17 protein-coding genes are annotated in these 13,187 nt (G+C 42.4%); 9 read left to right on the top strand and 8 right to left on the bottom strand.

Annotated features, from left to right (window positions below):
* Nucleotides 1–4: 4 nt before the first annotated feature.
* Entirely contained in the window at nt 5–2,251 is a 2,247-nt protein-coding gene (locus L2755_RS02760) for a bifunctional diguanylate cyclase/phosphodiesterase (RefSeq protein WP_248979226.1), read from the bottom strand.
* A 382-nt stretch (nt 2,252–2,633) separates the two neighbouring features.
* Between L2755_RS02760 and L2755_RS02765 the strand changes: the two genes are divergently transcribed.
* Nucleotides 2,634–2,861 carry a hypothetical protein gene (locus L2755_RS02765; protein ID WP_248979227.1) on the top strand — a complete coding sequence of 76 codons (228 nt, stop codon included), beginning with the start codon at nt 2,634–2,636 and terminating at the stop codon, nt 2,859–2,861.
* 209 nt (nt 2,862–3,070) lie between these two features.
* Here the strand turns inward: L2755_RS02765 and L2755_RS02770 are convergent, their stop codons facing one another.
* Entirely contained in the window at nt 3,071–3,841 is a 771-nt protein-coding gene (locus tag L2755_RS02770) for an ABC transporter permease (protein WP_248979228.1), read from the bottom strand.
* 324 nt (nt 3,842–4,165) lie between these two features.
* Between L2755_RS02770 and pepT the strand changes: the two genes are divergently transcribed.
* From pepT to L2755_RS02790, 4 genes are all read left to right on the top strand, one after another.
* Nucleotides 4,166–5,398 (top strand): peptidase T, encoded by a 1,233-nt coding sequence (pepT, locus tag L2755_RS02775; RefSeq protein WP_248979229.1) that lies wholly within the window; start codon nt 4,166–4,168, stop codon nt 5,396–5,398.
* A 204-nt stretch (nt 5,399–5,602) separates the two neighbouring features.
* Nucleotides 5,603–6,301 carry a Rossmann-fold NAD(P)-binding domain-containing protein gene (locus tag L2755_RS02780; RefSeq protein WP_248979230.1) on the top strand — a complete coding sequence of 233 codons (699 nt, stop codon included), beginning with the start codon at nt 5,603–5,605 and terminating at the stop codon, nt 6,299–6,301.
* A 42-nt stretch (nt 6,302–6,343) separates the two neighbouring features.
* The gene (locus L2755_RS02785; protein WP_248979231.1) at nt 6,344–7,084 is read left to right on the top strand and encodes a tRNA (adenine(22)-N(1))-methyltransferase; all 741 of its coding nucleotides are present in this window, start codon (nt 6,344–6,346) and stop codon (nt 7,082–7,084) included.
* 166 nt (nt 7,085–7,250) lie between these two features.
* On the top strand, nt 7,251–7,766 hold the full coding sequence (locus L2755_RS02790; RefSeq protein ID WP_248979232.1) for an NUDIX hydrolase: 516 nt from the start codon (nt 7,251–7,253) through the stop codon (nt 7,764–7,766).
* A 127-nt stretch (nt 7,767–7,893) separates the two neighbouring features.
* On the opposite strand, the gene L2755_RS22350 is transcribed toward L2755_RS02790, so the two are convergent.
* The 6 genes from L2755_RS22350 to L2755_RS02810 form a co-directional block, all read right to left on the bottom strand.
* Nucleotides 7,894–8,013, bottom strand: a complete 120-nt coding sequence (locus tag L2755_RS22350; protein WP_428847769.1) for a DUF6768 family protein — start codon at nt 8,011–8,013, stop codon at nt 7,894–7,896.
* Nucleotides 7,985–8,074 (bottom strand): hypothetical protein, encoded by a 90-nt coding sequence (locus L2755_RS22355; RefSeq protein ID WP_428847770.1) that lies wholly within the window; start codon nt 8,072–8,074, stop codon nt 7,985–7,987. Before L2755_RS22355 ends, L2755_RS22350 begins: the two co-directional genes overlap by 29 nt.
* Nucleotides 8,061–8,444 carry a DUF6768 family protein gene (locus L2755_RS02795; RefSeq protein ID WP_248979233.1) on the bottom strand — a complete coding sequence of 128 codons (384 nt, stop codon included), beginning with the start codon at nt 8,442–8,444 and terminating at the stop codon, nt 8,061–8,063. The genes L2755_RS22355 and L2755_RS02795 overlap by 14 nt, the downstream gene beginning before the upstream one ends.
* Nucleotide 8,445: 1 nt before the next feature.
* A complete protein-coding gene (locus L2755_RS02800; protein ID WP_248979234.1) occupies nt 8,446–8,973 on the bottom strand; it encodes an RNA polymerase sigma factor in 528 nt (175 codons plus the stop codon).
* A 111-nt stretch (nt 8,974–9,084) separates the two neighbouring features.
* Complete coding sequence (gltS, locus tag L2755_RS02805; protein ID WP_248979235.1) at nt 9,085–10,314, bottom strand: sodium/glutamate symporter; 1,230 nt, start codon at nt 10,312–10,314, stop codon at nt 9,085–9,087.
* 276 nt (nt 10,315–10,590) lie between these two features.
* Nucleotides 10,591–11,163: a DUF4136 domain-containing protein gene (locus L2755_RS02810; protein WP_248979236.1), complete on the bottom strand. Its 573-nt coding sequence runs from the start codon at nt 11,161–11,163 to the stop codon at nt 10,591–10,593.
* A gap of 164 nt (nt 11,164–11,327) precedes the next feature.
* On the opposite strand from L2755_RS02810, the gene L2755_RS02815 reads away from it, so the two are divergent.
* The 4 genes from L2755_RS02815 to ruvX all read left to right on the top strand — a co-directional run bounded on the left by L2755_RS02815 (nt 11,328) and on the right by ruvX (nt 13,119).
* A complete protein-coding gene (locus tag L2755_RS02815) occupies nt 11,328–11,648 on the top strand; it encodes a hypothetical protein (RefSeq protein ID WP_248979237.1) in 321 nt (106 codons plus the stop codon).
* Nucleotides 11,649–11,779: 131 nt separating this feature from the next.
* The gene (gene yciH, locus L2755_RS02820) at nt 11,780–12,109 is read left to right on the top strand and encodes a stress response translation initiation inhibitor YciH (RefSeq protein ID WP_248979238.1); all 330 of its coding nucleotides are present in this window, start codon (nt 11,780–11,782) and stop codon (nt 12,107–12,109) included.
* 24 nt (nt 12,110–12,133) lie between these two features.
* On the top strand, nt 12,134–12,694 hold the full coding sequence (locus L2755_RS02825; protein WP_248979239.1) for a YqgE/AlgH family protein: 561 nt from the start codon (nt 12,134–12,136) through the stop codon (nt 12,692–12,694).
* 2 nt (nt 12,695–12,696) lie between these two features.
* The gene (gene ruvX / locus L2755_RS02830) at nt 12,697–13,119 is read left to right on the top strand and encodes a Holliday junction resolvase RuvX (RefSeq protein WP_248979240.1); all 423 of its coding nucleotides are present in this window, start codon (nt 12,697–12,699) and stop codon (nt 13,117–13,119) included.
* The last annotated feature ends 68 nt before the right edge of the window (nt 13,120–13,187 follow it).

The following is a 13,187-nucleotide window of genomic DNA, read 5'->3' on the forward strand; positions in this document are numbered from 1 at the left end:
CCCCTTAGTTTGTGTCAGGAGACTGAGCCAATACTTCAAACAACGTTTGTTTTTCTAGTGGTTTATGAAAGAAGTATCCTTGGATAAAGTCGACCTCTTTCTCATTGACAAAAGCCAGTTGCAGATGGCTTTCAACGCCTTCGACCGTAACCTTTAAGTTCAATGCCCTACTCAACGCAACAATCGCCGTCACCAGAGTTGCCTGTTTCTTGTCATTTACGTCACGAATAAAGCTTTTATCGATCTTAATAATTTCGACGGGAAAGTCACTTAAGTAGGATAGTGATGAATAGCCGGTACCGAAGTCATCAATGGCAATTCGAATTCCAAGTTCTTGCAACTGGCTTAAGGATTTGATTAAGTGCACCTGCTCGTTCATCAACAAAGACTCGGTGATCTCCAAGGTTAATTTGTGGAATGGGAAACCATTTGGGCATATTTCATTACCCATATCAACGATTGAACTGATCAAACTACCTTGTAGATCATGGGAGCAAAACTCAAATGTCGATACGTTAATTGACATCCCTATATCCAAGCCTAGCGCTTCTAGTTCAAGCAAAGTTTTCATCGCCTCAAAGCGTACCCAACGGCCAAGTTCGATGATTAATCCACTTGCTTCTGCAGCTGGAATAAACTCATCAGGCCTAACTAACTTGCCTTCATGTCGCCAACGGACAAGCGCTTCGACATGCAGAATTTTATGTTGCTTGGCACACACTATTGGTTGGTAATGTAGTTCAAATGCATTGTTGTCAAGCGCAAGTTTAAGTGCATTATAAAGCTCGGCAGTTCTCTCAGCATCTAATTGCATCTGCTCAGTAAAGAAATGAAACTGATTGCGGCCACTCTTCTTAGCAGAAAACAGCGCTTGATCGGCACAGTTCAACAGTTGCTCTAAGTTACCAGCATCTTGCGGGAAACAAGCAATGCCGGCACTCAATTGGGTGAATACTCGTTGATGGCTGTGCAACTGGTACTCTTTTGAAACGACTTCATTTAACTGCATAGCGATATTAGAAATCACTTCAGGGCGCACTTCGTCAGGGATAATGAGGGCAAACTCATCGCCACCCAAACGCCCCAAAATATCTTGCTCACCAAGGCAGCTTTTGATTCGATCCGCCACTTGAGTGAGCACTTGATCGCCCAACTCATGACCTAAGCTGTCATTTATCTGTTTAAAATTATCTAAATCCATCAAGATAAAACTAAAACCAGCGCTGGAGCCTAATTTGGACAAATTAATTTGTTGCTCTATCTTCTCAAAGAGATGCGGTCGATTAGCCAGTTCAGTCAAAGGGTCAAATTTAGCTTGATGATGGATAATGTCAGCGGCTGTTTTTCTCTCAGTAATATCAGCAAAAATCCACGCATATGAATACTCAGAGTCATCTGCTTCTTTAAATACTGTGACATTAACATCGGCATTAAATGACTCGTTATCTGCACGGCGGCCAATTAACTCCCCTTGCCAGCCATGACCACTTTTTATTTGTTCAAATAAACGCGCTAAGTCAATTGATGGGGATTGTCCAAAAACATGATGAGGTTCAAACGCAGCAAGCTCGGATTTGCTAGAACGCATAATATCGAAAAAAGAGGGATTCGCATCAAGCACAGTCCCCTTCGCATCGGTGATCAACAGCGCTAAAGGCATTTGACTGAATATTCCACCACATAAACGTTGGAATCTTGATGAGCGATCTCGCTCAATCGCTAGACCGGCTAATAAAGCCGCCTCTGAGATCAATGCTAAGTCATCTGCCCGAGGGCTTTTCACTTCATCGTAGTACATCGCAAATGTACCCAAGACGTCACCTTCTGCACCGAAAATAGGTTCAGACCAACAGGATTTTAAACCCACCGCCAGTGATAGCTCTCTAAAGAGAGTCCAGTTTTCATGGGTTGCTATATCTTCAACAATGACCCTTTGCCCCAAAAAAGCAGCCGCACCACAAGAGCCTACTTTTGGGCCTATTTCAATACCATGAATAGCGCTATTGTAACTATCTGCAATACTCGGTGCAGCCCCTTTTAGTAGCCGTTTTCCGTCAGCACTGAGTAATAAGATGGAGCCTTTACTACCAAAATTTTTCTCTTCGATAAGACGTACAATCGCATGTAAAACCGACTTTAACGACGATTCACTTAGCAACATAGTCAAAATAGTCGCATAGCGTTTTGCACTGATTGCTGAGGTTTTTATCAGGCTTGGAAGATATTCATTCTTGGTACTATGAGCGTTCATTATTATTCTTTTGCTCTACAGATCAATCAAAAATTACCGCCTATATTACTCATTACGCACCATCTTACAATCCGTATTGGGAGTCATCCGGAAAAATCAGATAATACACTTGGCATATTGCATACAATGAAGTAAAGCATTGTTTAAAAGCCAAAATTCAGAATAGATGACTAGCCATCATTTTATATAACAGACAAAAACTACAGCCTAAAACGTAAGATTTGTGGTTAACTATCAGATTAGTATAATGAAATAGGAATCATTCCTAGAAATAGCTATGCAGAGGCGACAGGAATAGTATCTTTAGCTTTCACATTACTAATTGCCTAGATATACTCATCATTAATAAGCACTATCAACAGAACACTTAAGGTGACACCCGATGGCAAAGATGGATTTCTCAGTAATAAACGACACCACAGCCAAATCCTTTCATGAGCAAAAGAACCTGATTAAGCGCGTGTTCAAGGGAAATACTGTACTTTGTCAGACTTGCAAGCAAGCATTAGAGATGAAGTTACCAGTAAAAGGCCGGGACGAAACCGTTGCAGGGATCCGTTGTAAAAAAGGTTGCACTGATATTGAACTGGATATGGAAATAGTGCTGTAAAAGATAGATTTTATACTTGATTGATAAGTAGTTAGGCTGTTTAAACCACTTTTTGTGTTCAGATATTCAGCAGCCTAGTTAAAACCCTTCACTAAAGCTCCACTTGTTTTTAATAGCGATAACCCGGCCACCAGCAAAAGCAGACCACTCCATATTAGCTTGCTTTGAAAAACGGTAAGCGGCCACTATATTAAGCATCTTTGCTTAGCTTAGTGAGGGTGTTTTACTCGTCCAGTAGCAGTTATGGCTGCTTTGATAGTCAATAACAGGGAACTCGATACAGATACCGTCAGGGTGACAAAAATAGCGACCAAAATAACGATTTGGTACTTAATAGCAATAAGCGGGTCTACGCCGCCAAGGATCTGCCCAGTCATCATCCCTGGCAGCGTCACCAACCCCGTTGTCGCCATTGACGCTAGTATTGGCGCGAAAGATTGCTGCATTGCTGATTGGACAAAAGGTCGTGCAGCTTGGTAAGAAGTGGCCCCCAATGCCAATGCCCCCTCATATTCAGCTTTTCTATCTTCAAAAGCACCAAACAAACGCTGCAAAGCAACAATATTGCCGCTCAAGCAATTACCTAACAGCATACCCGCTGCCGGAATTAAATATTGCGCGCTATAAAGGGGTTCAGGCGCTAACAGGTAAACAATCATCAACCAAAGCACCGGAAATAAGCCCAATGACAAACCCGCTAAAACGGGAAAATAGAGTAACTTTCGCGACAATTTCGCCTTGCTCACAATGGCGCTGGCACCAATAAGTAACATCAGTGATAACCATAATAGATTGACCGACAAACTATTCAGTTCAAACAGGTATTGCAGATAAACACCCACGAGGACCAGCTGAACCAACATACGCGCCACAGCACTTAGCATGTCTTTACTTAGCCCAAGCTCGAAATAACGTTCGATAGCCACGGGAACCACCAAAATAATCATAAAACTTGCCAACTGCCACCAGCTAATATCCATCACAGCCCTTTTCTTTAGTTTTGAAACAGCTAAAGGGCAATATAATAGCAATGGACAGTAATGTGTTACTAGTTCAATGAAATTCTGCAAAAAATATGATTAAGCTTAATATGAGATAATGGCTATGCTTCAACGCTATACTCAGTAACAAAAACAATAATCTAGCGGAAAATTAAACATACGTCATCACCTGAAAATTAACCTTATTAGTACCATCGGCCTGTAAAATTAGTTCTGAATTCAACAAAACTTGATCAATATCTAATGAATTCGTTTTGTGCCTTGTTAGACTCTGGCCACTTTTCGTTATTAGAAAACTTGAATATGAAACAACATCTACGTGAGCGTTTCCTCAAATATGTCAGTTTTAACACTCAGTCTGACGGCCAACACCACAGTGTTCCAAGTACTCATAACCAATTTGTGTTTGCCCAATATCTACGCCAGGAGCTAGTCAGCTTAGGCTTCGATGAAGTGCAACTTTCAGATAAGGGCTACTTAACCGCGACGGTAGCGGCAACTATTGATAACGTACCTTGTATTGGGTTTATCGCTCATTTAGATACAGCACCTGATTACAGTGGTGATGCAGTTTCACCACAAATCATCGAAAATTATAATGGTAAAGATATTGCGCTGGGGCTAGAAGAAGTCCTCTCTCCGAGCCAGTTTGATAGCCTTAATCAGTATATTGGCCAGACGCTCATCACCACTGATGGCACCACATTGCTAGGCGGTGACGATAAAGCAGGCATCGCTGAAATAATCACAGCGTTACATCACCTCATCACTCACCCAGAGATCCCTCACGGTAGAATAAGACTTTGTTTTACCCCTGATGAAGAGATTGGCCGTGGTGCTGACCATTTTGATGTCGAAGGCTTTGGCGCAAAATGGGCCTATACCATCGATGGCGGTCAGGTTGGTGAACTTGAATATGAGAACTTTAATGCCGCTACCGCTGTGATCACCGCAACGGGTAATAATTGTCACCCTGGCACCGCATTTGGGGTGATGATCAATGCCCAAACAATGGCCGCTCGCTTTCATGCCAAAATGCCATTAAAAGATACGCCTGAGTTTAGTTGCGATTATGATGGATTTTTCCATCTTATCGGCATGGAAGGGGTAACCGAAAAAGCGACCTTAACCTATATCATCCGCGACTTTGATTTAACCCTTTTTGAACAGAGAAAACGTTGGTTGGTCGAGAAAGTCGAAAAATATAGCCTAGACTTACCAATAGGGCAGCTCTCAATAGAGCTACAAGACTCCTATCTCAACATGAAGCAACAAATAGTACCGCACCCACATATTATCGATATTGCTGAGCAAGCGATGAAGAACCTCGATATTGAACCCATCATCAAGCCTATCCGTGGCGGTACTGATGGTTCACGCCTGTCATACATGGGATTGCCCTGTCCAAACCTCTTCACTGGCGGACATAATTTCCATGGTAAGCATGAGTATGTCTGTCTCGAATCAATGGAAAAAGCCAGCCGAACTATTGTTGAAATAGCCAGACTGACTGCAATAGAGCAAATGCTAAATTAAAACATCTTTAAGGTGATTTAACTCTACACCAGCAAAAGCAGATGTGGATTAACCTCAGTTTAATCCACATTTAAGGGCTGATCTCGTCTCCATTTAGTATGCACTCTCATAAGACGCACTCATGCAAATAAGATTAAAGGATTTAAATCCAGCCCGTTCACAGCTACACTGCAAGCTAACGATTTACGATAGAGTCGATACTTGATGAATACTGCAATCATTGGCGCAACCGGTTTAATTGGTCAGCAACTACTGCAAAAGCTGATCGATTCAGCGGCCTACAACAAGATTTTTGTATTCGGTCGTCGCCAAGCTCCCTATGCAGCATCACTCGCCACTGAAGTCATATTCGTCAGCTGCCAATTAGTGCAATTACCCACGATTACGCTGGACGAAAAGATAGACCACGCTTTTTGCTGCTTAGGCACCACCATCAAACAAGCGGGCAGCCAACAAGCGTTTATTGCAGTGGATAAAACCGCAGTTATCGACTTTGTTCAATTATGCCAAGCCAAAACTAACCTTGTTGTTACAGCACTTGGTGCGGATCCTCAATCAAGTACTTTCTATAATCGAATCAAAGGTGAAACCGAATTAGCATTAGCGTCTATTTTGGACTCTAGCGAGCAAGCTGATGAAGCTATCGCTAAATTGATTTTATTCCAACCGAGTCTGCTTTTAGGACAGCGTTCTCAACGTCGCCCGCTTGAATCATTCGGTCAATCTGTGTTCAATCTTGTTTCGCCGCTGTTTATCGGGCGGTTAAAACATTATCAACCCATCTCAGGCACCTGTGTAGCCAACGCTATGCTAAATATGGCACTCAATCCAGAAAAGTTATATCCAGTTAATTCAATGGCTAAACAACAGGTGATAAGAGTTCAAAATGAAACCATGTTGTGATTGTCTATCTTTATAAGCTTTATCACTGCTAGATAGATTAGAATGCTTTCCCATTATTTAAAGCTAACACCATTCAAACAGATGAAGATAAGCCTGCGACTTAACAAGATAGCCACCATGGTGCACAGTCGCTATGACCATATTTGGGATTGCTGCTGCGACCATGGCTTACTAGGTGCTAAATTATTAGATAAAAATAGCGCTGACACAGTCCACTTTGTCGATGTGGTGCCCGATTTAATGCAACAGGTGTCAGCCAAGCTTGAACGCTTTTATCCTGCCGTTAACGATGGTGGAAAGCGTTGGCAAGTTCACTGCATTGATGTGGCGCTGTTGCCTTTAGCAGAGAAAGAGCAAATCCAGCTAGTCATTATCGCTGGCGTGGGTGGTGAGCTGTTAATTGAACTAGTACAAGCGATACTGGCAAAGCATCCGCAGCATACACTTGAATTTATCCTTTGCCCTGTGCACCACATCTTTGAGGTGCGTAAAGCCTTAGCAACACTTAAACTAGGCTTAATCGCCGAACAGCTTATTGAAGAGAACCAGCGCTTTTACGAAGTGCTACATGTATCGACTCAATCCCAAAGAGTGGTTACGTTAGTTGGTGATGAAATGTGGGATTTAACTCGCCGAATTGATCAACGCTACCTGCAAAAAACCTTAGCTCACTATCAACGTATTCAAGCAGGTTTATTAAAAAAGCTGCATCAAGATGAAGTCCTAAATAGTGAGATGGCGCAGATAATAAAAAGCTATCAAGCGCTACGGTCTCAAAACTGAAACGACTTGATATGACACTAAAGATTACAGTCATCGTTTATCGGGGTATCATCTGCACTCTTTTGCAAAAATAAGATTCAAAAACACAGTAACCAGTCCATTTTAACAATTACCGATTACCGAACATTAATACGATTGGTATTAGCAACCTAACTCAAAGTGATCTATGCAGCTATTAAAATCCACCATTCACCCTGAACTTTCATCTCTTGAGGGTAAGCGATTTCATCGCCAAGCCGCGCGCGGTATTATTCTTGATGGCGACAATATCTTAATGCTATACACAGAGCGTTATCATGATTACAGCATACCGGGCGGCGGCGTTGATGAGGGTGAAGATCTTCGCCAAGGGCTAGTCAGAGAGCTCGAAGAGGAAACGGGTGCACAGCATATCGATATCTTAACTGAATTCGGCTGCTATGAAGAGTTCAGGCCTTGGTACAAGGATGGCTTTGATTTAGTGCATATGGAGTCCTATTGCTATGTTTGCACCATTCATCCAGAACTAGGCGAAACTCGACTTGAGGAACATGAGATCCAAAACGGCATGCGCCCTCTGTGGATTAATATTCATCAAGCCATTGCTCACAATGAGCATACGATAGCTAACAGTCCTAAAAAAGGCATGTCGATAGAGCGTGAAACATACCTGCTTAAGCTTATCGTTAAAGAGCTTTTATAGCCGTTAGGGTTTCAACAGAGCGAACCCTAGCCAAGGCTATTGCGACCCTTTAATTGTAATAGCAAGCTCCAGTCTTTTAATTTCCCGTTGCAGTGCATTGCGATTAACCTCGTTAAACGTCCACATTTTATCGCGACCCTTGAATTGTAATAGCGAGCTCCAGTCTTTTAATTTCCCGTTGCAGAGCATTGCGATTAACCTCGTTAAACGTCCACATCTTATCGCGACCCTTGAATTGTAATAGCAAGCTCCAGTCTTTTAATTTCCCGTTGCAGAGCATTGCGATTAACCTCGTTAAACGTCCACATCTTGACGCGACCCTTGAATTGTAATAGCGAGCTCCAGTCTTTTAATTTCCCGTTGCAGAGCATTGCGATTAACCTCGTTAAACGTCCACATCTTGACCGCAATCTGCATCATACTGCTTAGCAACAAGGTCACTCCCCAACGGATAAGCTCATGCACGCTTTCAACCACAAAAAAGAATTGATAGCCTGACCACAGCATTAAGCCACTTAATAGCACCGCAATAATACTCATCAGTACCATCCAACCGCCTAGCCGTCCCTTATAGGCGTCGCCTAACATGCTAAATAAAGAGGCATCAGGCCTTTGATTTTGTCTAAGTTCCTGTTGCTCTCTCGCGAGTTCTTCACGGATTTTTTTATCAATATCCATACTATTTCTCCTGTTCTAAATACTGTTTAAACAACTTTCTTGCTCTAAATAAACGCGACTTAACAGTGCCTTCGGGGATCTCTAAAATTTTTGAAATTTTCGCTATACTAAATTGCTCCAAATAGAACAGATATAACACCTGTCCTTCTATAGGGGGGAGCATAATTAACACCTGTTGAAGATCCTTTGTTTCATCGCCATGTTCAGCCTCAACAATCTCGCACTCATTAGCCTTTAAATCATCTAAGCTTTGGTAACGGTTTTGGGTCTTTAAATGGTCCAACACTTGCCAACGTACCAGCTTAAACACCCATGCATTAATGGTGGCAGGATCTTCAAGCTTATAAATGGTTTTGGATAGCTTTAACAAAGCATCTTGAACTGCATCCTGTGCCAAATTCATATCACCCGCTATTTTGATAGCAAACCCTATCGCACGAGGATAAAAATGCTGACATAACGCCGAGAACGCTTTCTTACTCCCAGCTTGAGCTTCCATTACCCACAACTCAACTTGCGCTTGCTGCATAAGTTCGGTGTCACTCCATCTATCATTTAGTATAAAGACGACAGGTATTTAGAAAAGGTTCATTTAAAAACAAAAAAGGGAGCAAAAGCTCCCTTATCGCGTAACACCAAGTTAGAAATAGACAAACAGATTAATAATCATTGCGTTGATTATGTCGATAAAGAAACCACAGACTAACGGCACAATAATAAATGCTCTGTGGGCTGCACCGTACTGTTGGCTTACCGCCGTCATATTTACAATGGCGGTTGCTGTAGAGCCCAGCGTTACCCCGCCAAAACCGGAACAGATCACTGCCGCTTCATAGTCTTTGCCCATAAAACGAAATACGACAAATATGGTAAATACCACAGAAAGGAACACTTGCAACGCCATAATCACCGATATGTATAATAAACTGCCTTCAAGCTCCCAGATTTTTAGACTCATCAACGCCATGGTTAAAAACATACCAAGGCAAATATCTTGGATTAAAGATAAACCACGTGAAGCATCTTCAATGTAGGTTCGGTCTTTTTGCTTACGTCGATTCAATATTGCGCGACCTACATTGCCAATAATTATCCCGGCAAGTAAACACGCGACAAACATCGGCAGTTTAAGTCCGGCTTCCTGCATCGCAAGATCGATGAAATAACCGATAATCAGGGTCACGTTAAGCCAGAGCCAAGCACGCAATACGCCAAAGTAATCCACCTTCATATGTGCAGTGTTACTTTGGTGGCTCGCACCAATATCGAGATCTTCGTTATTGTTGGCTTTAATTTGGTGACGCTTCATTAAATAAGCGGCAATTGGCCCACCAATAACACAAGCTGAAATAAGCCCTAGAGTATTTGATGCTATCCCTAGCTCACTTGCGTTAACAATGCCTAGCTCTTCAACAAAAGTGGGCGTCCAAGCCATTGCGGTACCGACACCACCGATGAGCGCGATAGAACCTGACATCAAGCCCGCTTTGGGATCTAAACCAAACAGCGTGGCGACCGTAACGCCAGTAAAGTTCTGCAGAAAGATAAATACACTCGCGAGTGCTATTAAGATGAGTAGCGGTTTACCGCCCTTTAACAGCGTGGCTAAATCCGCTTTCAAGCCAATGCCGGCAAAAAAGTAGAGCAATAAGGTATCTCTAACCGCTAGGTTAAATTCAATTTGAATATCAAACGCGTAATACAAAACACCAACCGCTGTCGCACATGCAAAGCCTCCCACAACAGGCTCAGGAATACTGTATTTACGTAATAACTCATAACGAGAGATAATTGCCTTACCAATAAACAAGGCAATAATGGCCAATGTAAAAGACACAAAATCTTTTATTTCAACTAATTGTGCTTCCATAAAACAGATCCCCTCCAAACAGAGATGCCAAATTCAGCATCTCGATAAATCAACGTACTTAGTCGATAACAAGTCTCAGCATAGGACAACAAAAAAAATGGCGCTTAATATTCAACCTAACAGGTTTCAATTTGATAACAATAGCGATTTTCAGAGTGTTCGCTCTGCTGATAACTGGAAATGCTAGTAGACTGGAGTCAATTACACTTGTTTCTAACGTAAATATAAAAAATAGCCATAAAAAAACGGCCTAGCGGCCGTTTGTTTCTGAGTCTTTTATTTTTCAGGTTTCGGGGGGTAGTTTTGCAATAATGCACTAATGGCGGCATTAACAACTTCCACTCTCTCTTCTGGAGTATCTTTATCGCGTACAGTATCTGCCACTGAACCGCGCCACATCAACTTAGCCGACTTAGCATCAACCAAGTCCACAATAAGTGTTCCAACTTCATATTCGCGAACAGTCGTTTGAGTGTGACCCATCCCCATCCCCATTCCGCCTCTGCTCCAGCCGGCACCATAATAATAGGGGTTATAACCATAGTTAGTATTGAACGAATCGACATTGATCTTCTTGTCGACTTTAGTGAGGTAGTTCACCAGTACATCCGCTTTATCTGCGCTAACCATACTCAGCCCTTTAAGCTGCAGTTGAGCATCTACCGCCGCACGTATGCGTTGATCCATTAAGCCATCAAGATGATATGCAGCATTGGGCGTCTTTTTCTCTACCCAAGCATAGGTTTTAACATCTGTAAAATTTACGCTAGGATCATAGTCAGAGCTGGTTTTAAGTGAGCTACAAGCACTAAGCGCTAATGCAGCGATAATGACCAATATCTTATTCATGTTATCTCCATCCACGTCTAACGACGTTCGACACTGTTTTAACAAAGCTTACATAGCAATCTATTAATCTACAACTCAATTTTTAAAAATACTCCCCCTGTTCAGCTTGACTTAAGTAATCAAGTTAATGATAATGATTATCAATTACTTTATCGAGTTCTATTATGCTTTGGTTTATTGCTGCTGTCGCGATTGCGAGTATTATGTTTTTGTTAACCCCAGAAAAAGCTGTTGAACGAGCTGAAAGTACAGCCCCTTTCCTTGATAAGCTCCGTCAGCATTCAATGTTAATGTTACCCATAACGATATTAACTTGGATGGTAATGGCCATAATAAGCGCTCCAGTTACGCCGTTTGCAGGAACTGCCATCGGCTTTGTGTTGACGTCATGTGCTGTCGCCTTACCACAGCTTCACAGATACTTAGCCGTCATTGCGAGTTTAACCTTTGGCGCATTGTTGATAGAACTAGCACTGTATTTATAGGCAAGAGTAAATAAGTACGCTACCAATAACGAGCTTTTTAAACTCGTTATTGGCTAAGACTCCTTTTACCACTCCCGCTTCAACGTCATCTTTGTTAAACTAGCACAATCAACAAATCACTAATCATACTTATGAAATCCGATCCTAATGTCTCATTAGTTTATAGCACCGATTGTGGCAGAATCTCTGAAGAAAAAGCGCCTAAAAACGCCCCCTTAGGTGATGGTATTGTCAGGATCCATAAAGACAGTAAGGGCCGAAAAGGCAAAGGTGTTTCTGTCATTAAAGGCCTAGGCCTGCCAGAGAAAGAGCTTAAAGCGCTTGCTCAAAAATTAAAGAAGCAATGCGGTTGTGGCGGCACAGTTAAAGACTTTTGTGTTGAAGTTCAGACTGATAATAGAGAACAGCTTAAAACCATTATTGAAAAGCTCGGTTACACGGTCAAGCTCGCCGGCGGATAGACGCTATAGTACAAAGGACGTTTTATGGATAGCTTACAAAACAATTTACTCATTGCGATGCCTTCATTAAAAGACACTTTTTTCGAGCGCTCACTTATCTATATATGTGAGCACGATGAAAAAGGTGCTATGGGGATTATGATTAATAGACCTAGCGGCATAGTGGTTGATGAGTTACTCCAGCAGATGGAGCTAGCAGAAGAGCCCCAACCGGTGACATCGCTAGGAAAAGAGGTGCTGGTTGGCGGACCGGTAAACCCTGAGCGCGGCTTTGTACTGCATACCAACCAAGACTGTTGGAGCAACAGTGACAGTATTACCGATTCACTGATGTTAACCACCTCACAAGATGTACTCAGCTGTTTAGGTTCAGATAAAGCACCCGATAAGTTTCTCATCGCACTGGGTTATGCTGGTTGGAGCCGAGGGCAGTTAGAGCAAGAACTGGCTGATAATACCTGGTTATCTGTCCCTGCCACACCAGCGCTGTTGTTTGATATAGAACACCAGCAGCGTTGGCAACAAGCGGCAGAGTCTTTAGGCTTTGATATCTGGCAACTATCTAATTTAGCAGGACATGCTTAACTATGAGTTCTCGAACAGTACTGGGGTTTGATTACGGTACCAAAAGTATCGGTATTGCGATTGGCCAAGAGCTAACAGCAAGCGCACGTCCATTAATGTCAATCAAAGCCATTGACGGTATTCCTAAGTGGGAAGAGATTGGCAACATCATCACAGAATGGCAACCCGACCTTATTGTCGTAGGCTTGCCACTCAATATGGATGGCACAGAGCAAGAAATCACCCTTAGAGCAAAGAAATTTGGCAATCGGCTAAATGGTCGTTTTGGTATAAAAGTTGTAAATCAAGACGAGCGATTAACCACGGCTGATGCCAAAGCAAGACTGTTTGAAATGGGCGGTTATAAAGCGTTAACCAAGGGACAGGTCGATGCGATGTCTGCAGTGCTCATTATCGAAAGTTACTTTGAAAACCAGTATGGCTAGCCGTTAACCGAAAAGCAAAAAGCAGCTAATAAGCTGCTTTTTTCACGGCAGAACCGTTATAAAGAAGA

The sequence above is a fragment of the Shewanella abyssi genome (assembly GCF_023284025.1).
GTDB classification, from domain to species: Bacteria; Pseudomonadota; Gammaproteobacteria; order Enterobacterales; family Shewanellaceae; genus Shewanella; species Shewanella abyssi.

Coding starts and splice junctions, on each gene's coding strand:
- L2755_RS02760 (WP_248979226.1), bottom strand. CDS start 2,251: ATGAACGCTCATAGTACCAAGAATGAATATCTTCCAAGCCTGATAAAA.
- L2755_RS22355 (WP_428847770.1), bottom strand. CDS start 8,074: ATGTGGACGTTTAACGAGGTTAATCGCAATGCTCTGCAACGGGAAATT.
- L2755_RS02785 (WP_248979231.1), top strand. CDS start 6,344: ATGCTTTCCCATTATTTAAAGCTAACACCATTCAAACAGATGAAGATA.
- L2755_RS02780 (WP_248979230.1), top strand. CDS start 5,603: ATGAATACTGCAATCATTGGCGCAACCGGTTTAATTGGTCAGCAACTA.
- L2755_RS02770 (WP_248979228.1), bottom strand. CDS start 3,841: ATGGATATTAGCTGGTGGCAGTTGGCAAGTTTTATGATTATTTTGGTG.
- ruvX (WP_248979240.1), top strand. CDS start 12,697: ATGAGTTCTCGAACAGTACTGGGGTTTGATTACGGTACCAAAAGTATC.
- gltS (WP_248979235.1), bottom strand. CDS start 10,314: ATGGAAGCACAATTAGTTGAAATAAAAGATTTTGTGTCTTTTACATTG.
- L2755_RS02790 (WP_248979232.1), top strand. CDS start 7,251: ATGCAGCTATTAAAATCCACCATTCACCCTGAACTTTCATCTCTTGAG.
- L2755_RS02800 (WP_248979234.1), bottom strand. CDS start 8,973: ATGCAGCAAGCGCAAGTTGAGTTGTGGGTAATGGAAGCTCAAGCTGGG.
- L2755_RS02810 (WP_248979236.1), bottom strand. CDS start 11,163: ATGAATAAGATATTGGTCATTATCGCTGCATTAGCGCTTAGTGCTTGT.
- yciH (WP_248979238.1), top strand. CDS start 11,780: ATGAAATCCGATCCTAATGTCTCATTAGTTTATAGCACCGATTGTGGC.
- L2755_RS02825 (WP_248979239.1), top strand. CDS start 12,134: ATGGATAGCTTACAAAACAATTTACTCATTGCGATGCCTTCATTAAAA.
- L2755_RS02815 (WP_248979237.1), top strand. CDS start 11,328: ATGCTTTGGTTTATTGCTGCTGTCGCGATTGCGAGTATTATGTTTTTG.
- L2755_RS02795 (WP_248979233.1), bottom strand. CDS start 8,444: ATGGATATTGATAAAAAAATCCGTGAAGAACTCGCGAGAGAGCAACAG.
- L2755_RS02765 (WP_248979227.1), top strand. CDS start 2,634: ATGGCAAAGATGGATTTCTCAGTAATAAACGACACCACAGCCAAATCC.
- pepT (WP_248979229.1), top strand. CDS start 4,166: ATGAAACAACATCTACGTGAGCGTTTCCTCAAATATGTCAGTTTTAAC.